The sequence below is a fragment of the uncultured Pseudokineococcus sp. genome (assembly GCF_947499845.1).
In the GTDB taxonomy this organism is placed as follows: Bacteria; Actinomycetota; Actinomycetes; order Actinomycetales; family Quadrisphaeraceae; genus Pseudokineococcus.
Map to the genome: position 1 here is coordinate 108225 of NZ_CANMPM010000010.1, position 24036 is coordinate 132260.

The 24036-nt window shown below is 76.7% G+C and carries 21 protein-coding genes; 8 read left to right on the top strand and 13 right to left on the bottom strand.

Going from position 1 to position 24036, the window contains the following annotated elements; genetic code table 11:
• Positions 1–56 precede the first annotated feature (56 nt).
• Entirely contained in the window at positions 57–1415 is a 1359-nt protein-coding gene (locus Q0789_RS11045) for an acetamidase/formamidase family protein (protein ID WP_298805094.1), read from the bottom strand.
• Positions 1416–1760: 345 nt separating this feature from the next.
• On the opposite strand from Q0789_RS11045, the gene Q0789_RS11050 reads away from it, so the two are divergent.
• Positions 1761–3563, top strand: a complete 1803-nt coding sequence (locus Q0789_RS11050) for a dihydroxyacetone kinase family protein (protein ID WP_298805097.1) — start codon at positions 1761–1763, stop codon at positions 3561–3563.
• A 104-nt stretch (positions 3564–3667) separates the two neighbouring features.
• Here the strand turns inward: Q0789_RS11050 and Q0789_RS11055 are convergent, their stop codons facing one another.
• A complete protein-coding gene (locus Q0789_RS11055) occupies positions 3668–4282 on the bottom strand; it encodes a hypothetical protein (protein WP_298805099.1) in 615 nt (204 codons plus the stop codon).
• Positions 4283–4519: 237 nt separating this feature from the next.
• On the opposite strand from Q0789_RS11055, the gene Q0789_RS11060 reads away from it, so the two are divergent.
• The gene (locus tag Q0789_RS11060) at positions 4520–5269 is read left to right on the top strand and encodes an HAD family hydrolase (protein ID WP_298805101.1); all 750 of its coding nucleotides are present in this window, start codon (positions 4520–4522) and stop codon (positions 5267–5269) included.
• A 96-nt stretch (positions 5270–5365) separates the two neighbouring features.
• Here Q0789_RS11060 and Q0789_RS11065 read toward each other — a convergent pair whose 3' ends face one another.
• Positions 5366–5776: a MerR family transcriptional regulator gene (locus Q0789_RS11065; RefSeq protein WP_298805103.1), complete on the bottom strand. Its 411-nt coding sequence runs from the start codon at positions 5774–5776 to the stop codon at positions 5366–5368.
• 2 nt (positions 5777–5778) lie between these two features.
• Positions 5779–7461, bottom strand: a complete 1683-nt coding sequence (locus tag Q0789_RS11070; RefSeq protein WP_298805105.1) for a SulP family inorganic anion transporter — start codon at positions 7459–7461, stop codon at positions 5779–5781.
• Positions 7462–7982: 521 nt separating this feature from the next.
• Between Q0789_RS11070 and Q0789_RS11075 the strand changes: the two genes are divergently transcribed.
• Positions 7983–9680 (top strand): glycoside hydrolase family 13 protein, encoded by a 1698-nt coding sequence (locus Q0789_RS11075; RefSeq protein WP_298805108.1) that lies wholly within the window; start codon positions 7983–7985, stop codon positions 9678–9680.
• A 48-nt stretch (positions 9681–9728) separates the two neighbouring features.
• Here the strand turns inward: Q0789_RS11075 and Q0789_RS11080 are convergent, their stop codons facing one another.
• From Q0789_RS11080 to Q0789_RS11105, 6 genes are all read right to left on the bottom strand, one after another.
• The gene (locus tag Q0789_RS11080) at positions 9729–10085 is read right to left on the bottom strand and encodes a VOC family protein (RefSeq protein WP_171203360.1); all 357 of its coding nucleotides are present in this window, start codon (positions 10083–10085) and stop codon (positions 9729–9731) included.
• Positions 10086–10318: 233 nt separating this feature from the next.
• Entirely contained in the window at positions 10319–13441 is a 3123-nt protein-coding gene (locus tag Q0789_RS11085; RefSeq protein WP_298805112.1) for a glycoside hydrolase family 2 TIM barrel-domain containing protein, read from the bottom strand.
• The gene (locus Q0789_RS11090) at positions 13438–14427 is read right to left on the bottom strand and encodes a carbohydrate ABC transporter permease (protein WP_298805114.1); all 990 of its coding nucleotides are present in this window, start codon (positions 14425–14427) and stop codon (positions 13438–13440) included. The genes Q0789_RS11085 and Q0789_RS11090 overlap by 4 nt, the downstream gene beginning before the upstream one ends.
• Positions 14424–15275, bottom strand: a complete 852-nt coding sequence (locus tag Q0789_RS11095) for a sugar ABC transporter permease (protein ID WP_366917724.1) — start codon at positions 15273–15275, stop codon at positions 14424–14426. Before Q0789_RS11095 ends, Q0789_RS11090 begins: the two co-directional genes overlap by 4 nt.
• A gap of 125 nt (positions 15276–15400) precedes the next feature.
• The gene (locus Q0789_RS11100) at positions 15401–16753 is read right to left on the bottom strand and encodes an extracellular solute-binding protein (protein ID WP_298805119.1); all 1353 of its coding nucleotides are present in this window, start codon (positions 16751–16753) and stop codon (positions 15401–15403) included.
• 88 nt (positions 16754–16841) lie between these two features.
• Positions 16842–17408, bottom strand: coding sequence for a CGNR zinc finger domain-containing protein (locus Q0789_RS11105; RefSeq protein ID WP_298805121.1), 567 nt, complete (start codon positions 17406–17408; stop codon positions 16842–16844).
• A 93-nt stretch (positions 17409–17501) separates the two neighbouring features.
• Between Q0789_RS11105 and Q0789_RS11110 the strand changes: the two genes are divergently transcribed.
• Positions 17502–18509: an EamA family transporter gene (locus Q0789_RS11110; protein ID WP_298805123.1), complete on the top strand. Its 1008-nt coding sequence runs from the start codon at positions 17502–17504 to the stop codon at positions 18507–18509.
• Between the two features lie 207 nt (positions 18510–18716).
• On the opposite strand, the gene Q0789_RS11115 is transcribed toward Q0789_RS11110, so the two are convergent.
• Together Q0789_RS11115 and Q0789_RS11120 are read right to left on the bottom strand one after the other, a co-directional pair.
• Complete coding sequence (locus Q0789_RS11115) at positions 18717–19601, bottom strand: ABC transporter permease subunit (protein ID WP_298805125.1); 885 nt, start codon at positions 19599–19601, stop codon at positions 18717–18719.
• Positions 19598–20548, bottom strand: coding sequence for an ABC transporter ATP-binding protein (locus tag Q0789_RS11120; RefSeq protein WP_298805129.1), 951 nt, complete (start codon positions 20546–20548; stop codon positions 19598–19600). Before Q0789_RS11120 ends, Q0789_RS11115 begins: the two co-directional genes overlap by 4 nt.
• 156 nt (positions 20549–20704) lie before the next feature.
• On the opposite strand from Q0789_RS11120, the gene Q0789_RS11125 reads away from it, so the two are divergent.
• From Q0789_RS11125 to Q0789_RS11140, 4 genes are all read left to right on the top strand, one after another.
• Positions 20705–21910: a cation:proton antiporter gene (locus Q0789_RS11125; protein WP_298805131.1), complete on the top strand. Its 1206-nt coding sequence runs from the start codon at positions 20705–20707 to the stop codon at positions 21908–21910.
• Positions 21911–22003: 93 nt separating this feature from the next.
• Positions 22004–22366 (top strand): DUF202 domain-containing protein, encoded by a 363-nt coding sequence (locus Q0789_RS11130; protein ID WP_298805133.1) that lies wholly within the window; start codon positions 22004–22006, stop codon positions 22364–22366.
• On the top strand, positions 22363–22722 hold the full coding sequence (locus tag Q0789_RS11135; RefSeq protein ID WP_298805136.1) for a DUF202 domain-containing protein: 360 nt from the start codon (positions 22363–22365) through the stop codon (positions 22720–22722). The genes Q0789_RS11130 and Q0789_RS11135 overlap by 4 nt, the downstream gene beginning before the upstream one ends.
• Before the next feature lie 74 nt (positions 22723–22796).
• Entirely contained in the window at positions 22797–23795 is a 999-nt protein-coding gene (locus tag Q0789_RS11140; protein ID WP_298805138.1) for a formylglycine-generating enzyme family protein, read from the top strand.
• A 20-nt stretch (positions 23796–23815) separates the two neighbouring features.
• Here Q0789_RS11140 and Q0789_RS11145 read toward each other — a convergent pair whose 3' ends face one another.
• Entirely contained in the window at positions 23816–24034 is a 219-nt protein-coding gene (locus Q0789_RS11145) for a hypothetical protein (protein ID WP_298805140.1), read from the bottom strand.
• Between the last annotated feature and the right edge of the window lie 2 nt (positions 24035–24036).

Consider the following 24036-nt stretch of genomic DNA (forward strand, 5'->3'; position numbering starts at 1 on the left):
CGGCGACCCGTCCGGGGGAGGGCGTCCGACGGCGGGCCGGGGGCGCTCGTGGTGCGTCAGCGGCCGAAGTCGGCCTTGCGGATGAGGGCGTGGACGCCCGTCGTGCGGTCGACGACCTGCGAGACGGCGAAGTCCGTGGCCGCCGAGAGGTAGGTGTAGGCCACGGGGCCCGGCATCCCCAGCTCCTCGGTGAGGAAGGCCAGGGCGTGGCGCACGGCCTGGCGCATGGCGACGTCGAGGTCCGTGACGTTGCCGCCGCCCTCGGGGCCGTCCTGGTCGGACAGGCCGATGGGGATCCAGTGCTCGGGCGTCTCCGCGAAGGGCTGCTCCGCGGTGATGAGGGGGGCGCCGTCGCCCGGGCGGACGACGGACAGGCGGAGCCGGGCGCGCAGCGAGCCCTCCATCGCCGTGAGCGCCACCTCGCCGTCGCCCTGCGCCATGTGCGGGTCGCCGACGAAGAAGAGGGCGCCCGGCACGCGCACCGGCAGGTAGAGGGTGGCGCCGACGCCGACGTCCGCGACGTCGATGTTGCCGCCGGCGTCCGTGGGCGGCACGGAGTCGACGACGGCCGTCGTGTCGCGGGCCACGCCCATCATCCCGAGGAAGGGCCGCAGCGGGAAGCGCGCCGGCACGGGGCCGGGCATGGCGCCGACCAGGCGGCCCTGCCGGCTCTGCACCTCGGTGAAGACGCTGACGTTGCCGCCCTGGTTGAACCACTCGGCGAGCGACGGGTCGCCGCGCCAGGCCTCCGGGTACTCCCCGGGCAGGGCGCCCTTGCCGTGGCGGTTGGAGATGACGCCGTAGGGCACGCGCGGGGTGAGCTCGAGGACGTCGATCTTGAGGACGTCGCCGGGCCGGGCGCCCCGCACGTGCACCGGGCCGGTGACGACGTGCGGCCCCGGGCCGTCGTGCGGGGTCCGCGCCGCCACCCCGATCGCGTCCTGGAGCACGGCGTCCGGACTCACCCCGAAGCCCGTGAAGTAGCCGAGGGGGTCCTTGCCCTGGTCCTCGAGGACGCCCTCGTGGGACACGGTGTCCATGGTCAGGACCGTCCCCGACGTCACCCGCGCCACCGGGTCGGTGCTCCGCGTGGGCAGCCGCCCCCACAGCGCGGTGGCCGGGTCGCAGGGCACGTAGGTCTCCCGCGCCGGCGGCCGCCGCAGCGGCTGCAGCACCTGGACCGGTCCGCCCGCGGCGCCGGGCGGGCCGGCGAGCGCCGGGGCGGCCGTCCCGCCGACCACCGCGGCGGCGGCCGCGCCCATGCCCGCCGCGGCGCGGACGAAGCCCCGCCGACCCGGGCCGCGCGCGAGCACCTCCGCCGCCTGCTCCGGCGTCGGCCCGCTCGCCGGTCCGCCGGTCGGCCCGTCGGTCAGCCGGACGGCCCCGTCGAGCCGCTGGGTCGTGAGCTCGTCCACGTCGTCCTCCTCGTCCGCCGGCCCCGGGCGGGACGGCGGGTGCACGCTCCTGCGCCCGTGTTGCCCCGACGTGTCCCCGCGTTGCCGGCACGTGACGACGCCGGCCCCCCGGGGCGAGTCGTCGCCGGTTCGCCGTCCGCACGGCCCCCGGGGGCGAGTCGTCGCCGGTTCGCCCTCCGAGCGGCCCACCGGAGGGCGAGTCGCCGCCGGTTCGCCCTCCGAGCGGCCCACCGGAGGGCGAGTCGTCGCCGCTCCGCCCCGAGGGGCGGGTTGCCCCCGGTCAGTCGCGGCGCGGAGGATCGGCCCCGCTGCGCGGTGCCGACGCCGCGCAGCGGAGGAGGAGCCGTGGCCGCCCCGTTCGCCCACCCCGAGCACGAGCCCGTCGCCCGCGCCGCCGCCGGCTTCGCGCGGACCCACGCCGACCTCGTCGCGCTGCGGCCCGAGCCGCTGCACCTGCTGGCCCGCACCCGGCACGCCGGCCGGCGCACCGGCCTCGTCTCGGGCGGCGGCGCCGGCCACGAGCCGCTGCACGTCGGCCTCCTCGGCCCCGGCCTGCTCGACGGCGCCGCGCCCGGCATGGTCTTCACCTCCCCGCACAACCGGCAGGTCCTCGAGGCCGGCCGGGCGGCGGCGGGGCCGGACGGCGTCGTGCTCGTCGTGAAGAACTACACGGGCGACGTCATCAACTTCCGCATCGCCGCGGAGCGCCTGCGCCTCGAGGGGGTCCGCGTCGGCGAGGTGCTCGTGGACGACGACGTCGCCACCGACTCCGCCGACAACGCCGCCGGACGCCGGGGCACCGCGGCCACCGTCGTCGTCGAGAAGCTGCTCGGCGCGGCGGCGGACGCCGGGGCCGACGTCGACGCCCTCGCGGACCTCGGCACCCGCGTCGTCGCGGCGAGCCGCAGCCTCGCGGTCGCGTCCCGGGCGCAGACCGACCCGGCGACGGGCGAGCCCGCCTTCGCGCTGGGCCCCGACGAGCTCGAGCTCGGCGTCGGCATCCACGGCGAGCGCGCGGAGCGCACCGTCGCGCGCCCGCCCCTGCCCGAGCTCGTCGAGCAGCTCGTCGACCAGGTCCTCGCCGCCCTGCCGGTGGAGCCGGGCGAGGCGTCCGGCGCGGCCGGCGACGGCGTGCTCGTCGTCGTCAACGGCCTCGGCGCGACGACGCAGCTCGAGCTCTACGCGGTGATGGAGGAGGTGGCCGAGGCGCTCGACCGGCGCGGGGTCGCCGTCGCCGGCGCGCTCGTCGGCACCTACGTGGCGGCCCTCGACATGCACGGCTTCTCGGTGACGCTGACGGCGCTCGAGGAGGGCTGGCTCGACCTGTGGCGGGCGCCGTCGTCCTCGGCGGCGCTCTCGGGCGGCGGCCCCGGCGGGCCCGAGGTCGTGCCCGCGCCGTGGTCGGGCGCCGGTGGTGAGCCCCCGGCGGCCGCGGCGCCGGTGGACGGCGCGGCCCCCGCCGACGGGTCGCTGCCGCAGGGCGCCTCCGCGCCCGAGCGGGCCCTGCGCCGCTGGGCGGGCGACGTCGAGGCCTCGCACGACGACCTCACGCGCCTGGACCGCCTGGCCGGCGACGGGGACTTCGGCGACAACGTGCGCGGCGGCCTGCGCCGCGTCGTCGCCCGCCTCGACGCCGACGGCCCCGCGGAGGGCCGCACGGGAGCCGAGGCGCTCGCGGCGGCCGGCGAGGTGTTCCTCGACGAGGTCGGCGGCACGAGCGGCCCGCTCGTGGGCCTGCTCCTCGCCGAGCTCGCGGCGGCCGCCGAGCGGGCCGGCGGCGAGACCTCGGCCGGCGACGCGGCGTGGGCCGACGGGCTGCGCCAGGGCGTCGCGGCCGTGCAGCGGGTCGGCGGCGCGCAGGTGGGCGACCGCACCCTCGTCGACGCCCTCGACCCCGCGGTGCGGGCTCTCGCCGACGGCGGCTCGCTGGGCGCCGCGGCCACCGCCGCGGCCGACGGCGCGACGGCGACGGCGCAGGTCCGGGCCCGCCGCGGCCGGGCCGCCTACCTCGGCGACCGCGTCGTCGGCACCCCCGACCCGGGCGCCGTCGCCATGGCGATGCTCCTGCGGGCCGCCGTCGTCACGGGCGACGAGGCCGAGGACCCGTCGGCCGCCGCGGTGGCGGCGCTGCTCGCCGCCGGTCGCTGAGCCCGGGGACGACGCCGCGCAGGCGTCCCGTCGTCGCCGAGATGGAGGCTGTGGTCACGCCCGACCCCCCGTCGTGACCACAGCCTCCGTCTCGGCGGACCGGCTCAGCTCCCGGTCGTCGGCTGCAGGTCCTCGGGCAGCTGGCTCTGCAGCTGCTGCACCTGCTCCTGCAGCCGCTGGACGGCCTGGTCGTCGTTGAGGACGGTCGTGATGCCGATGATGAGCACGAGGCTGACCACCAGGCCGAGCACCGACAGCACGAGGCCGCCGACGGCGAGACCGCGGCCGGTGACGCCGACGCGCCTGGTCATCGAGATGCCGACGACGCCGAGCACGAGGCCGATGATGCCGAGCACCAGCGCGAGCGGCGTGAGCAGCAGGGTCAGGGCCGACAGCAGCGACGACAGGCCGAAGACGAGGGCGAAGGTCGCCGCCGCGCTCGTCTTCGCGGGCTTGGGCGACCGCGTGCCCTCGCGCTGCGCGACGCGCTCGCCGGTCGCGGCGCCGGCACCCAGAGCGGCGGCCCGCCCCTCCTCGTAGCCCCGGTCGTAGCCACGCCGGTCGTCGCCCGGCTGGTCGTAGGCGGAGCCCGCGGTGCGGGGCAGCGGCTCGGTGCCGCCGCGGTGCGCGTGCCCGCGGACGTCGTCGGCGGGCCGGTCGTCGTGGTGGTCGTCGGGGCGGCGCGCGGGGCGCTCGCCGGGGGAGGTCTCGTGGGCCACGGGGGCTCCTCGGGGTGGGCGCAGCCGCGAGTGCTGCGGGCGGACCGCCGCGGCGCCCGGACGACGAGCACCCCGGCGGAGGGGACGTCCGAAGGTAGGGGGCGACGTCGTCGCCCGCGACCGCTGCCGACGGGTGGCGGCGGCGCGGCGCGCCTACGGTCGGCAGGTCCCGCGGCTCCCCGCCCCCGCGCCCGTCGCGGCGCCGCGAGCGCCCCGCCACCGCCAGGAGGTCCCCCCGTGCCCAGCTCCCCCGACGACCGACCCGCCGACGACGCCGCCGACTCCCCGGGCGCCGGCGTCCTGCTCGACGTCGACGGCACCCTGCTCGACACGAACTTCCTCCACGTCGTCGCGTGGTCCCGGGCCTTGCGCGCCGAGGACGTCCACGGCGTGCCGATGGCGGTGCTGCACCGCGCGATCGGGCTCGGCAGCTCCGAGCTCGTGCGCCGCGTCCTCGGCGACGGCCTCGGCTCCCCGGGCTCGGACGCCGTCGACGACGACCTCGTCGAGGCCGTGACGAGCGGGCACTCCGAGCAGTACGGGCGGATGCGCGAGGAGGTCGAGCCGTTCCCGCGGGCCGCCGACCTCATCGACGCCCTCGCGCAGCGCGACCTCGCCGTCGTCCTCGCGACGAGCGGCGACAAGAGCGACCTCGACTGGATGCTGCCCGCCGTCGGCGCGGGCGACGAGCTCACCGGCGTGCTCACGTCCGGCGACGTCGAGGCGGCCAAGCCGGCCCCGGACATCTTCGGCCGGGCCGCCGAGGCCCACGGCCTCGACCCGAGCCGCTGCGTCGCGGTGGGGGACACGGTGTGGGACGTCGAGTCCGCCGGCTCCGCCGGCATGCCGTGCATCGCCCTCACCTGCGGCGGCAGCTCGCGCGAGGAGCTGCTCGGCGCCGGCGCCGCGGCGGTGTACCGCGACCCCGCCGACCTGCTGGAGAACCTCGACGGCTCGCCCGTCGGGGAGCTGCTCCGCACGCGCTGACGGCGAGACCGACGGACGGCGGCTCCCCGCGTCGGGTGGGTCGCCGTCCGTCGGTCCCGGCGAGCGCGTCCGTCGTCCGACGGGTCGCAGCCCGCGTCAGCGCGCCCGCAGCCGCTCGAGCAGCTCGTCGGCCATGGCCACGCGCTCGACCATGCGCCGCCGCGCGTCCTCGGCGAGGGCGGTGAAGCCGGCGAGCCGCTCCCGCAGCGCCGCCTCCCGCGCCCCGGTGGCCGAGGGCAGCGCGTCCACCACCTCGAGCAGCTCGCGCATCTGCTCGAGGGAGAAGCCGAGCGGCTTCATCCGGCGGATGACGAGGAGGCGGTCGACGTCGCCGGCGGTGTAGAGCCGGAAGCCGCCCTCGCTGCGCGCCGAGGGCCGCAGGAGGTCCACCTCGTCGTAGTGCCGCAGCGTGTGCAGCGAGAGGCCGGTGATCTCGGCGACGCGCCCGATCTGCAGCGGCCGCGCGCCCTCGTCCCCGCCGGCCCCGGCCCCGGCAGCGCCGACCACCGTCAGTGCCCCCCGCCGAGGTGGCCGGCGAGGCGGTCGCGGCGGCGGGCCGAGTGCTCGTCGAGCCCGGTGATGCGCACCGTCTTGCCGCGGGCGGCGTACTTCGTCTCGATGGCGTCGAGGGTGGCCACCGTCGAGGCGTCCCAGACGTTGGCGCCCGACAGGTCGATGACGACGTCGTGCGGGTCGCCGACGTAGTCGAACTGGTGCACCAGGTCGTTGCTGGACGCGAAGAAGAGCTGGCCGGTGACGGCGTAGACGCGGGTGCCCTCGTCCGGCTGGGCGACCTCGACGACCTCCGTGAGGTGGGCGACGCGGCGCGCGAAGAGCGTCATGGCCACGAGCACGCCGACGACGACGCCGTAGGCGAGGTTGTGCGTGGCCACGGTGACGGCGACGGTCGAGAGCATCACCGCGGTCTCCGACAGCGGCATCCGGCGCAGCGTGGCGGGGCGGACGCTGTGCCAGTCGAAGGTCCCCACCGAGACCATGACCATGACGGCGACGAGCGCGGCCATGGGGATCACCGCGACGACGTCGCCGAGGACGACGACGAGCAGCAGGAGGAAGACCCCGGCCAGGAAGGTCGAGATCCGCGTGCGGGCCCCGGAGGACTTCACGTTGATCATCGTCTGGCCGATCATCGCGCAGCCGCCGAGGCCGCCGAAGAAGCCGGTGACGATGTTGGCGCCGCCCTGGCCCCAGGCCTCGCGGGTCTTCGAGGAGCCGGTGTCGGTGACGTCGTCGACGAGCTTCGCCGTCATGAGCGACTCGAGGAGCCCGACGACGGCGACGCCCAGCGCGTACGGGGCGACGAGCTGCAGCGTCTCCCAGGAGAGCGGCACGTCGGGGAAGAGGAGCGAGGGCAGGTCCTGGGGCAGCTCGCCCTGGTCGCCGACGTCCGGCACGGTCACGGACGCGAGGACGACGAAGCCGGTGAGCGCGACGATCGCGACGAGGGGCGAGGGCACCGCGGTGGTCAGCCGCGGCAGCAGCACGATGACGGCGATGCCCACGGCCACGAGCGGGTAGACGGCCCACGGCACGTCGACGAGCTGGGGCACCTGCGACATGAAGATGAGGATCGCCAGGGCGTTGACGAAGCCGACCATGACGCTGCGCGGGATGAAGCGCATGAGCCGTGCGACGCCGAGCACGCCGAGGACCACCTGCACGACGCCGCCGAGGATGACGGCGGCGAAGAGGTACTCCACGCCCTGCTCGCGCACGAGCGGCGCGACGACGAGCGCCGTCGCCCCGGTGGCCGCCGAGATCATCGCGGGCCGGCCGCCGAGGAAGGAGATCGTCACGGCCATCGTGAAGGACGCGAAGAGCCCGAGGCGGGGGTCGACGCCCGCGATGATCGAGAAGGCGATGGCCTCGGGGATGAGCGCGAGCGCCACGACGAGGCCGGCGAGGACCTCGATGCGCAGGCGGCGCGGGTCCTTGAGGGCCTCGAGGACGGAGATGCCGCCGTGCGGCCGCGCCGGGGCGGACACGCGACGGCGCCCGCCCGAGGACTCGGCGGCGCTCTCCGCGGGGCCGGGCGGCACGGTGCCGACGGTCGCGCCGTCGGCCGTCGTGGCGTCGGCGAGGGCGTGACGGGCGCCGCCGTCGGGGCCGCCCCGGTGGTCGTCGGAAGGGGTCCCGGGCGATGTGCCGGGAGGTGTGGTGGGCGTGCTCATGCGTCTCCGTCCCGGGCGCGGCGCCGCTCGCGCGGGCGCGCCCGCTCGTCACGTGCTGGCGGGTGGGCGCGTCGTCGCGCAGAGGTCGGGGTGGCGGTCCGCGGCCGCGCTCGCGCGCGCCGGGGAGGCCGGGGGGCGGCGGCCGTGCCGGTGCTGCCTCAGGGGCGCACCGGGTCGTCGACCGGCGTGTCGGCGTGAACTCTACAGGCACCCGAGGGTTGGTCCGTCACGGCGGGGCGCGGTCAGGCCCCGAGCCCGGCCGGGCCGGTGCGGCCGCGGAACGGCCGGCCGGGCTGTCGCCGCGACGCCTCCCGTGGTCTAGTTGAAACCGACACGGAGGGTCGACGGTGAGTCTCCACCGCCCTCGACACCCTCCTGGAGCGCCTGTGCCCTCGCCTGCGCCGCCCCCGCCGGACCCGTCCGGCCCCGACGCCGCCCCCGCGAGCCGGGCCCCCGGGCCGGACCTCCCCGGGGCTGACGACAGGGGTGAAGGAGGGCGACCCGCCCGCCGATACACCCGCATGGCCCAGACCGCCGCTCCCGCGAACGCCACGCGACGCCTGCCGCAGCAGCGCCAGAGCTGCAGCGCCGCCCCGGCCTCGAGCCCCCGCCCCGACCTGGCCCCGGGCGTCGAGGACGCCTGGTGGCGCGACGCCGTCGTCTACCAGGTGTACCTGCGCTCCTTCGCCGACGGCGACGGCGACGGCGTGGGCGACCTCGCCGGCCTGCGGTCGCGGCTGACGCACCTCGCCTGGCTGGGCGTCGACGCGCTCTGGATCACCCCGCACTACCCCTCCGGCGGGGCCGACGGCGGCTACGACGTCTGCGACTACCGCTCCGTGGACCCCGAGCTCGGCGACGTCGAGGACGTGCGCCTGCTCGTCGAGGACGCCCACGCCGTGGGCCTGCGCGTGCTGCTCGACGTCGTCCCCAACCACACCTCCGACCAGCACCCGTGGTTCCGAGCGGCGCTCGCCGACCCGGACGGCCCGCACGCCCGCAAGTACGTCTTCGCGCCTCCCTCGGAGGAGCCGCCGAACAACTGGCGCAGCCTCTTCGGCGGCAGCGCGTGGTCGCGCACGCCGGACGGCCGCTGGTACCTCCACCTCTTCTCCCCCGAGCAGCCCGACCTCGACTGGCGCGAGCCGTCCGTCGCGGAGGACTTCGAGGAGACCCTCCGCTTCTGGCTCGACCTGGGTGTCGACGGCTTCCGCGTCGACGTCGCCTACGGCCTCTTCAAGGACGCCGGCCTGCGTGACAACCCGGGCACCTACTCGCCGACGCTCTTCGGGCACGGCGACGAGCAGCGCCACACCTGGGACCAGCCGGAGGTCCACGCCGTCTGGCGGCGCTGGCGCGCGCTTGTGGACTCGTACCCGGGGAAGCGGATGCTCGTCGGGGAGGTCTGCCTCGCCGACCTCGACCGGGTCGCCGCCTACGTCCGGCCCGACGAGATGCACCAGTCCTTCGCCTTCCGTCTGCTCAAGTCGCCGTGGGACGCCGCCGCCTTCGCCGAGGGCGTCTGCTCGGCCCTGACGGCGTTCGAGCGCGTCGGCGCGCCCGTCTCGTGGGTGCTCGGCAACCACGACAAGGACCGCCAGGTCACCCGCTTCGGCGGCGGCGCGCACGGCCTCTCCCGGGCCCGCTCGGCCGCGATGCTCGTGCTCGCGCTGCCCGGCTCGCCGTACCTCTACGCCGGCGAGGAGCTGGGCCTGCCGCAGGTCGTCGTCCCGGACGAGGCCAAGCAGGACCCGATCTTCTTCCGCTCGGGCGGGCTGCGCGCCGGTCGCGACGGGTGCCGCATCCCCCTGCCGTGGACGACCGGCCCCGCGGCGGGCTTCTCCGGCGAGGGCTCCTCCGTGGAGCCGTGGCTGCCCCAGCCGGCCCGCTGGGAGGAGCTGTCCGTCGAGCGGCAGGGGGCCGACCCGGCGTCGACGCTGACCCTGTACCGCACCGCCCTCGTCCTGCGCCGCGAGCTGCGCGCCCTCGGCCGCGGCCCGGCCTCCCTCGAGCGGCGGGGCGACGTCCTCGTCGTCCACCGCGGCGACGACACCACCGGGCGCGTCTCCTGCTGGGTGAACATGGGCCACGAGGCCGTCGCCGTCCCGTGCGACGGCGAGGTCCTCCTCGCCTCGGAGGGCTCGGTCACCGCCGGCGACGGCTGGGTGAGCCTGCCCGCCAGCACGGCGGTCTGGGTCTCCGCGCCCGCGGGGCGCTGACCGCGGGCGACGTCCGGCGGGCCGCCCCGACCCAGCGGCCGCTCCGCCTCAGAGGTCCTGGGCCAGCGTGAGGGCGGCGCCGTCCGGGTCCTGGACCGAGGCCACGCGCTGGCCCCAGGAGACGTCCTGCGGCTCGGCGAGCACCGCGCCGCCGAGGTCGACCGCCCGGCCGACGGCCGCCGCCACGTCGCGGACCCCGAGCGTCAGCACGGTCCGTCCCGCCCCGGGCTCGGCGCCGTCCTCGGCGACGAGGCTCAGCGCGACGCCGTCGAGGTCGAAGGTGACGGCCACCGCCGGGCCGTCCTCGGGCGTGCGCCCGACGGGGTCGGCGCCGAGGACGCCCGCGTAGAAGGCGGCCAGGCGCTCGAGGTCGGGGGTGGTGAGGGCGATCTCCACGGTGCTCACGCCCTCACCGTGCCCCACCCGCCGACCCCCGGCGAGGCGGTGCGCCGTCGGCGACGCGCAGCGACCGGCAGGACGCGGAGGAAGCGCCCCGCCCCACCCCGCCCCCTCCTCAGGGGGCGACGTGTGGCCATGTCGCCCCCTCCCGGTCGCGAGCGGGGCGACATGGCCACACATCGCCCTGGCGGGCTGGTGGGGCGACGTGCTCTCGGGTCGGTGCGCCGGGCACCGAGGGCTCAGTCCCGGGGCACCGCCCGCAGCGCCACGCGGAAAGCCCTCGCCGAGGGCCGCAGCTGGTGCTGCGGCAGGACGTCGAGCCCGCAGGCCCGCGAGCCGAGCCCGTGCTGCGCGGCGTCGAGGTGCAGCACGACGCGGTCCGAGGCGGGGAGCTCGTGGTCGTGCGCGGCCGCCGCCAGCTCCTGCGGCGTCCAGCGCCGGGCCGTGAAACCGACCCGGGCCTCGCCCGGGCGGTCGGCGAGCGAGGCCACGTGCAGGCCGCCCTCGGCGCCCGTCAGCTGCGCCCACCGCAGGTCGGGGCGGTGGCCGCTCTCCTGGGGCCGGCTGTAGGCGACGACGAGGTCGTCGACGGGGCGGGTGAAGGCCCCGACGACCGCCGCGCGGGCCGAGTCCACGTAGGACTCCTCCGGCCCGGTGCCGAACCACGTCGCCGTCCCGACCGAGGCCGGCAGGTCGAGGCGCACCCCGACCCGCGGCCAGGTGCCCGTCCACGGGCCCGTGGGCGAGACCTCGACGGCGAGCTCGGCCGCGCCGTCCGCGCTCGCCGACCAGCGGTAGGAGACGTCGACGCCGAGGTCCGTGCTCGGCAGCCCCGCCCGCGAGCGGACGACGACCTCGCGCTCGCCGACGTCGACGGACCGCACGCGGTGCTGCAGCAGGTGCAGCCCCAGCGCGGCCCAGCGCTCGGCGGACGACGGGTGGTCCGTGCCCTCGCCGGCGCTCTCGGCGGGGGAGACGTCCTCGTAGCCGTGGGGGGTGCTTCCGCGGTCGTTGTCCGTGGGGGCGCGGAAGAGCTCGAGCTGCGGCCCGTCGACGGGCAGGTCGCCCACGGCCACCAGCCGCCCGGTGCGCAGGTCGAGGACGGCGTCGCCGACCCGGGCGGTGAGCCCGTCGTCCGCGACGACGACGGGGGCGCCCGCCGGGCGTGCGGGCGCCAGGGCCCGCGGCGGCGTCACGTCGAGCTGCGCGCGGGCGACGACGTGCCCGGCGTCGGCCCAGCCCGTGGCCGCGGCGAGCGCGGCCTCCACGACGAGCCAGTCCTCCGCGCCCGCCGGCGTCGGCCCCGCCGCGGCGGCCGGGTCGGGCAGCCCGAGCACCGCGCCGCCGCCGGCCGCGACCGGCGCCGCCTCGAGGTCCCCGGACGCGACGACCTCGCCGTCGCGCTCGACGCGCCAGGACAGCGCGAGGTCGGCCGTGCTGGCCGTGTGGCGGCGGTTGGTGACCTCCAGCAGCGGCCCGGCCCCGGGGCCGGCCGGGTGGAGCGCCAGCTGCACGGCGCCGACGACGGCCGCCCACTCGGCGAGGCCGGGCGAGGGCGTCCCGTCGGAGAGCACGAGCCCGTCGGTGACGAAGTTGCCGTCGTGGATCGGCTCGCCGAAGTCGCCGCCGTAGGCGAAGAAGGGGGTGCCGTCCTCGGTGCGGTGCGCGAGCCCGTGGTCGCGCCACTCCCACACGAAGCCGCCGTGGACGCGCGGGTGGCGCCACGTCAGCGCGTCGTACTCGGCGACGGCGCCGGGCCCGTTGCCCATGGCGTGCACGTACTCGCACATGAGGAAGGGCTGAGCGCGCACCGCCGCGGCCTGCGCGGGCGTCGTCCAGCGCACCGGTCCGACGCCGGAGCCGATGGCCTCGACCTCCTCGAGCGTCGGGTACATGCGGCTGTAGACGTCGGTGTAGGCCGCCGTGTGGTCGCCCTCGTAGTGGATGGGCCGGGTGGTGTCCCGACGGCGGATCTCCGCGGCCGCCGCGGCGAGGTTGCGCCCGGTGCCGGCCTCGTTGCCGAGGCTCCACAGGACGACGCAGGCGTGGTTCCGGTCGCGCTCGACGGTGCGGGCCACGCGGTCGCGGTAGGCCTCCTCCCACGCCGGGTCGTCGCTGGGGTTGCCGCGCCACGGCGCGCCGGGGGTCAGCTCGAAGCCGTGGGTCTCGAGGTCGTTCTCAAGGACGACCCAGAAGCCCATCTCGTCCATGAGGTCGAGCAGTCGCGGGTGCGGCGGGTAGTGGCTCGTGCGGATCGAGTCCACCCCGTGCCGCTTCATGAGGGCGAGGTCCTCGCGGGCGTGCGCCTCGTCGAAGACCCGGCCGCGGTCGGCGGCCACCTCGTGGCGGTTGACGCCGCGGAAGACGACGCGGCGGCCGTTGACGAGGAACTGGTCGCCGGCGATCTCCACGGTGCGGAAGCCGACGCGCAGGGAGGCGGTCTCGCCGCGCGAGGACACCTCGACGTCGTAGAGGCGCGGCACCTCGGCGCTCCACGGCTCGACGGCGTCGACGTCGACGGGCGCGACGTCGTCCGCGCTCTCCCACGTCACCTCGACGCCGAGCTCGGGCGCGCGCAGGACGACGGGGTAGGCGTCCGCCCCCGCCGTGACGCGGACGTCGAGGCGCCCCGCGCCGGTGCGGTGGTCGTAGCCGGCGTCGAGGGCGACGTCGTCGAGCGCCCCGGCGGGCCGGGCGAGCAGCGCGACCTCACGGAAGACGCCGGGCAGCCACCACTGGTCCTGGTCCTCGAGGTACGTCGCCGCCGACCACTGGTGCACCCGCAGCAGCAGGGCGTTCTCGCCGGGGCGCACGAGCCCCGTGACGTCGAGCTCCTGCTGCAGGCGGCTGCCGGTGCCGGTGCCCACCTCGACGCCGTTGAGCCAGGCGCGCCAGGCGCTCTCGACGCCGTCGAGGCGCAGCACGTGGCGCTCGGCCCCGGTCCACGCGTCCTCGTCCGGCACCGTGAAGGAGCGCAGGTGGTCGCCCGTCGGGTTCTCCGTCGGCACGTGCGGCGGGTCGACGGGGAAGGGGTAGACGACGTTCGTGTACCAGGGGCGCCCGTACCGGCCGTCGCCGTGCATCACCCAGTGGGAGGGCACGGGCAGGTCGTCCCAGCCCTCCGCCGCACCGCTCGACGGGACGGCGCCCGGCTCGGACAGCGCGGCCAGGGCGGCGTCGTCCTCGCCGCCGCCGAGGGCGGTGGGCCACAGGCGGAAGCGCCAGGTGCCCGAGAGGTCGAGCTCGGGGGCGTCGGTGCGGACGCGCGCGCGGGGCGCGCAGCGCCGCCCGCTGCCCGGGGCGGTGCTCTCCAGGTGCGCGGGGAGAGCGGGGACGGGCAGCGGGCGGTGCGGGGAGGTCACGCCTTGACGGCTCCTTCGGTCAGTCCGCCGCGCCAGAAGCGCTGCAGGACGATCATCAAGATGACGAGGGGCACCACCGAGACCAGCACGCCGCCGATGGTGAGCTGGTAGAACTCTGGCAGACGGTCCACCTGGCCGCGCCACGTCGTCAGGCCCAGCGTCGCGGGGTACAGCCGGCTGTCGGCGAGCATCACGAGCGGCAGCAGGTAGTTGTTCCAGATGGCGATCGTCTGGAACAGCAGCACCGTGACGAGCGCCGGCGCCATGGCCCGCAGCGCGAGCACGTGGAAGATCCTCAGCTCCCCGGCGCCGTCGATGCGCGCGGCCTCGACGACGGAGACGGGCACCGCCGCCTTCGAGTAGATCCGGCACAGGAAGACCCCGAAGGGCGAGACCAGCGAGGGGATGAGCACGCCCCAGTAGGTGTTCGCCAGGCCGACCTGGCTGAAGAGCAGGAACAGCGGCAGCGCCGTCGCCGTGGCGGGCACGAGCACCCCGCCGAGCACGACGCCGTGGATGAGCCCGTTGCCCTTGAACTGGTACATGCCGAGGGAGTACCCGGCGGCGGCGGCGAGGTAGGTCGCGAGCACCGCGCCGACGCCGGAGTACAGAAGGCTGTTGAGCAGCCACCGCAGGAAGATCCCGCCGTCGTAGGTGAGGACGTTGCCGATGTTGGTGAAGAGCTGCGGGGAGCCGGAGAACCAGAAGCCGCTCGTCGTGAACAGCTCGTCGGTGGACTTCGTCGCGGCGACGAGCACCCAGTAGACGGGGACGAGGAAGTACACGGCCGCGACGACGAGGACGGCCGTCACGAGGATGGTCGTCGTCGGGCGGCGGCGTCGGCCCTCGCGACCGCCGGTGTCGTCGGTCGGAGTGGCGACCCGGCCGGCGGTGCGCTCGGTGGGGCCGTCCTCGGCGGCGCGGGCGGTCGTGCCGGCGCGGTCGGTGCTGCGGCTGCGGCCGGTGGGGGGAGGCGCGACGCTCATGACCGGTCCTTCCTCGCGGTGAGGGCCAGGAACAGCCCGGAGAGGACGAAGGCGGCGAGCGCGATGAGCACGGACTGCGCGGCCGCGACGCCGTAGTCGTTGTTGTTGAAGGCGGAGTTGTAGGCCGCCAGGTTGGGCGTGTACTCGTTGCTGATCGCCGTGGAGACGCTCTGCAGCACCTGCGGTTCCGCGAAGAGCTGCAGCGTCCCGATGATCGAGAAGACGATCGCCAGCAGCAGCGCCGGACGGATGAGCGGCAGCTGCAGCGACCACGCGATGCGCAGCGGCCCGGCGCCGTCCACGCGCGCTGCCTCGTAGAGCTCGCCGGGGATGGACTTCAGCTGGGCGACGATGATGAGCATGTTGTAGCCCGCGTAGGCCCACGTGACGATGTTGGCGATCGACCACAGCACCGTGGTCGGGCCGAGGAAGTCGACCTGGAGGCCCACCGCCCCGGCGACGTCGACGATCGGCGAGAGGCCGGGCACGTAGAGGAACGACCAGAGGATGGTCGCGATGACGCCCGGGATGCCGTAGGGCAGGAAGTACATCGTCCGGAAGGCGCCGGGCCACTTCGCCGACGCCGACTCGAGCAGCAGGGCCAGGACCGTGGCCATGACGATCATGACGGTGACCTGGACGACGCCGAAGAGCAGGACCCGCCCGACCGACTCGACGAAGGCCGTGCCCTGCAGCGCCTGCCGGTAGTTCTCCAGGCCGCCGAAGCCCGACGTCGTGCCGGCCTCGCCGAAGAGGCCGCTGCGCTCGACGCGCGTGAAGCTCTGCCCGACCGCGTAGACGATGGGCAGCAGGAAGGCGACGACGAAGAGCGCGAGGAACGGCGCCATGAGGATCCAGGGCGCCCGGCGGACCGCGCTGGCGCGGCCCCGGCCGCCCGTGGCCCGGCCCTGGCCGCGGCCCCCGCCGGCCGTGCCCCCGCCGGCCCGGCCCGGGCGGGCCTGCGCCGGGGTGCTCACGACGCCACCTCGGCCGACAGGCCCTTCTCGCGGAAGATCTCGACGACCTCGCCCTCCATGGCGGCGACGGCGTCGACCATCGTGGTCCCGCCGGTGAGCACCCCGCGGAAGCGGTCGCCGAGCCCGTCCATGACCTGCTGGGCGATGGGCGGCCACGTCCAGTCGAGGTTCTGCTCCTGCGCCGCCGGCGCGAAGACCTCCGCGCCGTACGCCTGCCCGCCGAAGAAGTCCGAGCCCTCCTGGCGGGCCGCGCCGATGTAGTCGGTGGCGGGCGACCAGCCGATGCCCGAGTACTGGATCATCGCGTCGATGCCCTCCTGGCTCGTCGTCATCCACGTCGCGAACTCGAGCGCCTCGTGCGGGTGCTCCGACCCGGCCATGAGCGCGGCCGTCGACCCGCCGAGGTAGCTGGAGCCGTAGCTGCCGGGGAGGTCGGCCCACACCGGCATGGGCGCGACCCGCCACTTGCCCGCGGCGCCCGTGGCGCCCTCGAGCAGGGCGTCGCCCCACGAGCCGCTCGTCAGCGCGGCGATGCGCCCGTCGCCGACCGCCGCGAACCAGCCGGGGGAGTACGGGGCGAGCGCGGTGTTGACGACGCCCTCGCTGATGGCGGTGTCGAAGTGGCGCGCGACCGCCATCGTCGCGTCGTCCGTCATGCGCACGACCCAGCGGTCGTCCTCGGGCGTGAACCACACGGCGCCCGCCTGCGCCGCGTAGGCGAGGAAGACCGAGGTGTCGCCCACGGGGAAGCTCTCCAGCCAGCGGTCCGGGTCCGCCTCGTGGACGGCCCGGGCCGTGTCCAGCCACTCCGCCCACGTCGCCGGCGGCCCCGCGCCGACCTCCTCGAGGAGGTCGGGGCGGTAGAAGGTCGCCATCGGCCCGGAGTCCTGGGGGACGGCCCACGCGCCGTCGAGGAAGGTCACCTGCTCGACGAGGGCCCGGTCGTACCGGTCCTCGACGGCGCCGAAGCCGTAGCGCGAGACGTCGACGAGCCCGCTCTGCAGGAGGAAGCTCGGGACGTTGCGCATCTCGACCTGGGCGAGGTCGGGCCCGCTGCCCGCGGCGATGGCCGCGAAGAGCTTCTGGTAGCCGCCCGTGTTGCCGCCCGGGATCCAGACCGCCTCGACCTGGATGTCGGGCCGCTGCGCGTTCCACACGTCGCACACCTGCTGCAGGTCCTTGAGCCAGGCCCAGTACTGCAGCCTCACCACCTCGCCGGGTGCCTTCGGGGGGATCGTGCCGGTCGCTGCCGGCGCCGTCCCGACGGTGCCGCACCCCGCGAGGCCGGCGAGCCCGGCGGCGCCGAGCGCACCTCCCCTCAGCAGGGCGCGGCGGCTGAGGGTCGTCATGTCGCACCTCCCCGTCCGGTCGCCGTCGACCGATCGCGACGACGCTAACCCCGTTCGCGTCCGGTACGACGGTTCCGGTCGGCGCCGATCACCCCCGGTCGGCCACCCGCGCCCGGTACGCCGCAGCCGCGGCGCGGTTGCCGCACCCGCCGTCGCAGAAGCGCTTGGAGCGGTTGCGCGAGAGGTCGACGAGGACGTCGTCGCAGTCCTCCGCCGCGCACGTGCGCAGCCGCGAGCGCTCGCCCGAGCGCAGGACGTCGACGAGCGCCATCGCCGCCTCGACCGCCATCCGCTCGGCCAGGGGCGCGTCCGGCGTCGTGGCGTGCAGGTGCCAGTCCCACCCGTCGTGGCGCACGAGCTGCGGCAGGGCCCGCGCCCGGGCGAGGAGGTCGTTGACGCCGGCGACCTGCTCCTCCTCCTCGCCCGTCCACAGCCGCCGCAGCTGCGGTCGCAGGGCCCTGACGGCGTCCAGCTCGGCGGCGTCGTGGGTGCGCGACCCCGTGTAGTCCCACTCCTCGACGAAGGCGTCGAGGTCACCGGGGGTGGCCAGCTGGTCGACGCCCCCCCGCCGGTGCCCGGGCGCCGCCGGGGAGGCGGTGTTGGCGAGCGCCGCCGCCGTCGTCAGCGACACCTCCGTGTCATGGGCGAAGACCATGTTGACTCCTGACGTCGTCGGACCTAACGTCACCAGCGTACGCACCAATGACTGATGACGAGCCGGCTCTGACCGGCGGAGGAGGTGGATCGCATGAGCGCTCCCACGACGACGGCGCCCGCCGGCGGCCGCACCCGGGCCGTCGGCCTCGTCGTCGCGCTGCTGTCGGCGCTCGCCTTCGGCACCTCCGGGACCCTCGGCAAGGGCCTGCTCGACGCGGGCTGGACGCCGGGGGCCGCCGTCCTCGTGCGGGCGGTCGTCGGCGCCGTGGTCCTGCTCGTGCCCGCGGTGCTCGTCCTCCGCGGGCGATGGCACCTCCTGCGCGCGGACGCCGGCCTCGTCGTCGCCTACGGCGTCATCGCCGTGGCGGGGTGCCAGCTCGCCTACTTCACCGCCGTGCAGACGGTGTCGGTCGGCGTCGCGCTGCTGCTGGAGTACCTCGCCCCGGCGCTCCTCGTGCTCCTGGCGTGGGTGCGCGGCCGCCGGCCCTCCCCGCTCGTGGCGCTCGGCACGGTCCTGGCGCTGGGCGGGCTCGTCCTCGTGCTCGACCTCACCGGCTCGGTCCGCGTGGACCCGGTCGGCGTGGCGTGGGCCCTGCTCGCGGCGTGCGGCCTCGCGGCCTACTTCGCGCTGTCGGCCCGGCCCGGCGCGGGGCTGCCCCCGCTCGTGCTCGCGACCGGCGGCCTGCTCGTCGGCGCCGCCGTCCTCGGGCTGGCCGGTCTCGTGGGGCTCGTGCCGCTCGCGGTCTCGGGCGGCGACGTGCTGCTCGCCGGCGCTCAGGTGCCCTGGTGGGTCGCGGTCCTCGGGCTCGGCGTCGTGGCCGGCGCGGTCGCCTACGCCACCGGCGTGGCCGGCGCCCGGCGCCTCGGCTCGCGCACGGCGTCCTTCGTCGGGCTCACCGAGGTCGTCTTCGCCGTGCTCGTCGCCTGGGTGCTGCTGGGCCAGCTCCCCGTGCCGGTGCAGCTGCTCGGCGGGGCGCTCATCGTCGCCGGGGCCGTCGCGGTCAACGCCGACGAGGGCCGCGCCGCCCGCCCGGCGCGCCCCGGCCGCGCCGCTCGGCGCCGGTCGCCCGTCCCCGTCGAGGGCCCGACCGCCCCCTGAGGCGCGCCGCCGGGGAGGACGAGGTCACCTCCCGGCGGACGTCACCGCAGGTCAGCGCCCCGCGCTGCCGCGAGCGGAGAGGTTCGTCCTCCCCGGCGGCAGCCGTCCGCGCACAGCGACCTGCGCGAGGCGCGCTCGCGCAGCGTCACCGCAGGTCAGGGCCTCGTGGTCGCCGGAGGAGGACCGTCGCGCAGGTCGCCTTCCGGCTCAGGCGTCGCGGCGCTGCAGCAGCACGAGCCCGGCGACGAGCGGGACCACGGCCCAGCCGACGAGCACGAGCACCGCGGCCGTCGACCCGTACGGCGCCGAGCCGTCGAGCTGGGCGAAGGACAGCGCGGCCGAGACGGGCGTGTGCTCCGACGCCGTCGTCAGCCAGTCGACGCCGAAGACGGGCAGCAGCGGCGGCGCGACGAAGACGAGCGCCACGAGCAGCGTGATGGTGCCGGCGGTGCTGCGGAGCACCGCCCCGACCCCGAGGCCCAGCAGCGCGAGCGCGACCATCCCCGCCGCGTTGGCGAGGACGGCGCCGAGCACGCCGTCGTCCCCGAGCCCGACCCGCACGTCCTCGGGGAAGAAGGACGCCCCGAGCAGCAGTGCGGCGAAGGAGACCACCAGCGCGACCACGCCCGCGAGCACGAGGAGCACGAGCGCCTTCGCCGCGAGCACGGGCCAGCGGCGGGGGACGGCGGTCAGCGTCGCCGTGATGGTGCCGGTGGCGTACTCGCCCGTGACGGCGAGGCCGCCGAGGACGGCGAGGAGCAGCGCCGCGAGCGACGTGGAGGACAGGATCGGCACGAGCTGGCCCGTCGGGCCGGTCTGGAAGCCGCCGGGAGGACCGCCGGGCGGCACCTGCCCGCTCGTCTCCGCGGCCTCGAGCGCCTGCGACACGCCCCAGCCGGACAGCGTGGCGACGCCGATCCCGAGGACCAGGACGACGAGCACGAGGACCCACGTGGAGCGCAGCGTGGCGAGCTTCGTCCACTCGCCGCCGACCACCCGCGGCAGCGACGCGCCGCCGGACCCGGTGCTCTGCGACCCTGCGACCCGGCGGGTGCCGCGCGACCCTCCGCCCGCCGTGCTCGTGCTGCTCATCGTGCGGCTCCCTCGGCTGCGGTCCCGTCGGGCTGGTCCTCGTCGTCGGTGCGGTACTCGCGGCTGTCGCGCGTGAGGGCCATGTAGGCCTCCTCGAGGGTCGAGGTCCGCGCGTGCAGCTCGTGGAGGACGACGCCGTGGCGGCCCGCCACCTCGCCGACCTGCGCGGCGGTGGCGCCGTGCACCTCGAGCCGGTCGGCGTCGCCCGTGGTGGCCGACCGCGCCCCGACGCCGCGCAGCAGCACCGCGAGGCGCGCGGCCTGCGGCGAGCGCACGGTGACGGCGGCGTCCTGCGTGCGGGCGGTGAGCTCGGTGACGCTCGTGTCCGCCAGCAGCCGGCCGCGGCCGACGACGACGAGGTGGTCGGCGGTCTGCGCCATCTCGCTCATGAGGTGGCTGGAGACGAGGACGGCGCGCCCCTCGGCGGCCAGGCCCTTGAGCAGGGTGCGGATCCACAGGACGCCGTCGGGGTCGAGGCCGTTGACCGGCTCGTCGAGCATGACCACGGCCGGGTCCCCGAGCAGTGCCGTCGCGATGCCGAGGCGCTGGCCCATGCCGAGGGAGAAGCCGCCGACGCGCTTGCGGGCGACGCCGGTGAGCCCGACGAGCTCGATCACCTCGTCCACGCGGCGGGCCGGGATGCCCTCCGTGCGCGCCAGCGCGAGCAGGTGCGCGCGGGCGCTGCGACCGGGGTGGACGGCGCGCGCCTCGAGCAGCGCCCCGACCTCGCGCAGCGGCGCCCGGTGCTCGTGGTAACGCTTGCCGCCGACGAGCGCCTCGCCGGACGTCGGCCGGTCGAGGCCGAGGAGCAGGCGCATCGTCGTCGACTTGCCCGCGCCGTTCGGCCCGAGGAAGCCGGTGACGGAGCCCGGCCGCACGGTGAACGAGAGGTCGTCGACCGCCGTCTTCGCGCCGTAGCGCTTGGTCAAGCCCCTGGCCTCGATCACGGGTCCAGGCTAGGGGCTCCGGGCGGGCGTCCGGCTCCGCCCGACCAGGGCCCTCCGGCCCTGCGCCGTCGCGGGGCTGCGCGCACCGGGCTCCTCCACCACCATCGCGGGGGCCGCGCGAGCACCCGGGCGGCCGGTCGACGCCGAGGGGGACCCGTGGAGCAGCTGCACCTCGTCTACGCCCTGGTGGGCGTCGTCGGCGTCGCGCTGGCGCTGCTGAGCACGGTGGTGCGCCGCTCGCCGGTGAGCGAGCCGCTCGTCGCGCTGGTGCTCGGCGTCCTCGCGGGCCCGGCGGTCCTCGGGCTCGTCGTCGTGCCCGACGACGTCCGCGACCCCCTGCTGCTCGAGGGAACGCGCCTGCTGCTGGCCTGGTCGGTCATGGCCGCGGCGCTGCGCTTCCGCTTCAGCGGGTTCCGGTCGGTCGTGCGACCGGTCGTCCTCCTGCTCGTCCTCGTCATGCCGCTCGCGATGCTCCTCAGCGGGGCGGCGGCGCTGGCCATGGGCCTGCCCCTCGGGCTCGCCCTGCTCGTGGGCGCGTGCCTGTCCCCGACCGACCCCGTCCTCGCGTCCTCCGTCGTCTCCGGCGGGCCGGCCGAGCAGGACCTCCCGGCGCGGCTGCGGCAGGTGCTCACCGGCGAGAGCGGCGCCAACGACGGCCTCGGCCTGCCCTTCGTCCTCCTGGGCCTGGCTGCGGTGCTGCCCGACGAGGGCCTCGGGACGGCGGTCGGCGACGCGGTCCGCGAGGTCGTCGTCGCCGTCGTCGTCGGCGTCGTGCTGGGGACGCTCGCCGGGCGCCTCGTGCCGCGCGCGGACGACGACCGCACGCTCGCCGGTGGCCCCCGCCTCGTCATCACGCTGCTCCTGGCCGTCGCCGTGCTGGGCGTGGCGCGGGTGGCGGGCGCCGACGGCGTCCTCGCCGTCTTCGTCGCGGGGCTCGCCTACAACCGGGTGGTGCCGACGTCGGACCGCGAGCCGCAGAGCTCCCTCGACGAGGCGGTCAACCGCTACGCCGTCCTGCCCTTCTTCCTCGTGCTCGGCGTCGTGCTGCCGTGGGCGGACTGGGCCGACCTCGGCTGGTGCGCCGCCGTCTTCGCCGTCGCCGTGCTGCTGGTCCGTCGCCTGCCGGCGCTCCTGCTGCTGCACCGGCCCCTCGGCCTGTCGCGGCGCGACGCCGCCTTCGCGGGCTGGTTCGGGCCGATGGGCGTCAGCGCCGTCTTCTACCTCGCCTACAGCCTCGACGAGGGCGTCGCCGACCCGCGCCTCTTCGCGGCCGGGTCGCTCGCCGTCGCCGTGAGCACGCTCGCCTTCGGCGTCACCGCCGCGCCGGCGACGCGGCGGTACGGGCGGGTCGCGCAGGGGTAGCGCCCGGCCCTCCCGGAGGCCGTGCCGGTCGGGACGCCGACGGGTGGCAGGGTGAGGACGTCGAACGGTCGGTTCGAGCGAGGAGGACGACGGGTGGCTGAGCGCACGAGGTTCCCTCGTCGCGTCTACAGCCGCGGCGAGGAGCCGGACCCCCGCTTCAGCCTCGCGAACGAGCGCACCTTCCTCGCGTGGGTGCGGACGTCGCTCGCCCTGCTGGCCGCCGGGGTCGCCCTCGAGGCGCTGGCCCTGCCGGTGGACCCGATGCTGCGCCTGGCCTCCGCCGTGGTCTTCGTCGTCCTCGGCCTGCTGTCGGCGGCCCAGGCGTGGCTGGGCTGGGCGCGCGCGGAGATCGCCATGCGCCGGGCGACGCCCCTGCCCGCCCCCTCGCTGGCACCCGTCGTCGCGGGCGGCGTGGTGCTCGCGAGCGCCCTGCTCGTCGTGGGCCTGCTGCTGTGAGCCGGGCGGCGCCCGTCGACGACCTCTTCGACCCGGGCCTGCAGCCCGAGCGCACGCTCCTGGCCTGGCGGCGGACGACGCTCGCGCTCGCCGTCGGCTGCGCGGCGGTGGTCCGCTTCGTCGCGCCCGTGCTGGGACCGGTGGTCGCCGTGGTCGGCCTCCTCGGTCTCGTCCTGTGCGGCGCCGCCTACCTCGGTGCCGCCGGGCAGTACCACCGCGTGAGCCGAGAGCTGGTGTCCGACGACGGGGGCGCCCTGCCGTCGCCGGGCCCGGCGGTCGCCGCGCTGACGGCCGCGCTGGTGCTCGTGGGCGCCGCCGCGCTCGCCTTCGTCGTCGCCCGCGCGGTCGCGGCATGACCCCGGACGTGAGCCCGGACGTGAGCCCGGACGCGAGCACCGACGGGGCCGGACGACGACCGGAGGACCAGGAGATGGCCGGACCCGACCACGACGCCCCCCGGAGCGCGTGCTGCGCGCCGTCCGCGGCCGACGTCGTGCAGCCCACCCAGGCGCCGCCGCGCCCGCCCGTCGGCGGCGGCGCGCTCTCGGCGGTGGCGCCCGGCCGCGGGGCGGGCGAGCACCGCGTGGAGCAGGCGGCCGTCCCCGCGCAGGTCTTCGCCATGGGCGACGCCCGCGGTGACGGTCGGCGCGGCGACGGCGAGACGCCCGTCCACGCCGTCGAGCTCGACGCCTTCTCGATCGACGTCACCTCGGTGACCGTCGCCGACTTCGCGCGTTTCGTCGACGCGACCGGGCACGTCACGGAGGCCGAGGTCTTCGGCTTCTCCGCCGTCTTCCACCTCGCCCTCGCCGCGCGGGACGAGGACGTCCTCGGTCGCCCGGCGCAGACGCCGTGGTGGTTCGGCGTCCGCGGCGCCGACTGGCGCCATCCCGGCGGCCCGCTGTCCGACGTCGACGGTCTCGAGGAGCACCCCGTCACGCACGTCAGCTGGAACGACGCCGTCGCCTACTGCGCGTGGGCGGGGCGCTCGCTGCCGTCGGAGGCGCAGTGGGAGTGCGCGTCCCGCGGCGGCGTCGACGGCGCCCGCTACCCGTGGGGCGAGGAGCTGCCCGCGGCGTGGGCCTGCAACATCTGGCAGGGCGACTTCCCGGTGCGCAACACCGAGGAGGACGGCTTCCTCACGACGTCGCCGGTGCGCTCCTACGCGCCCAACGCCTACGGCCTGTGGCAGACCGTCGGCAACGTGTGGGAGTGGTGCGCGGACTGGTCGGACCCGGGCTACTACGCGCGCTCGCCGCGGCGCGACCCCCGCGGTCCCGAGCGCGAGACCGGCCAGCGGGTCATGCGCGGCGGCTCGTACCTGTGCCACGACTCCTACTGCAACCGCTACCGCAACAGCGCGCGCTCGGCCAACACGCCCGACTCCTCGATGGGCAACGCCGGGTTCCGGACGGTCGGGCGGGCCTGAAGGCCGACCCGGGTCGGCCGTCAGTGCTGCCCGGGCGGCCCGTCCCCCGGGTTGCGCCGGCCGGTGAGGCCGAGGTGCCGGTCGACGAGCGCGCCGACGGCGAGGCTGGCGGCGACGGCGACGACGACGCGCAGGACGGTCCCGAGCCCCGGCGCCAGCGCGTCGACGACCGCGAGGACGACGACGATGACGAGGAAGCGGGCGACGAAGGACGTCACGCGGGGATGGCGGTGCAGCACCC

What these genes read in the sequence shown, in the direction of transcription:
- Q0789_RS11070 (WP_298805105.1), bottom strand. Translation starts at nt 7,461, where the DNA reads ATGAGCACGCCCACCACACCTCCCGGCACATCGCCCGGGACCCCTTCC.
- Q0789_RS11075 (WP_298805108.1), top strand. Translation starts at nt 7,983, where the DNA reads ATGGCCCAGACCGCCGCTCCCGCGAACGCCACGCGACGCCTGCCGCAG.
- Q0789_RS11090 (WP_298805114.1), bottom strand. Translation starts at nt 14,427, where the DNA reads ATGAGCGTCGCGCCTCCCCCCACCGGCCGCAGCCGCAGCACCGACCGC.
- Q0789_RS11095 (WP_366917724.1), bottom strand. Translation starts at nt 15,275, where the DNA reads ATGGCGCCGTTCCTCGCGCTCTTCGTCGTCGCCTTCCTGCTGCCCATC.
- Q0789_RS11100 (WP_298805119.1), bottom strand. Translation starts at nt 16,753, where the DNA reads ATGACGACCCTCAGCCGCCGCGCCCTGCTGAGGGGAGGTGCGCTCGGC.
- Q0789_RS11105 (WP_298805121.1), bottom strand. Translation starts at nt 17,408, where the DNA reads ATGGTCTTCGCCCATGACACGGAGGTGTCGCTGACGACGGCGGCGGCG.
- Q0789_RS11110 (WP_298805123.1), top strand. Translation starts at nt 17,502, where the DNA reads ATGAGCGCTCCCACGACGACGGCGCCCGCCGGCGGCCGCACCCGGGCC.
- Q0789_RS11115 (WP_298805125.1), bottom strand. Translation starts at nt 19,601, where the DNA reads ATGAGCAGCACGAGCACGGCGGGCGGAGGGTCGCGCGGCACCCGCCGG.
- Q0789_RS11140 (WP_298805138.1), top strand. Translation starts at nt 22,797, where the DNA reads ATGGCCGGACCCGACCACGACGCCCCCCGGAGCGCGTGCTGCGCGCCG.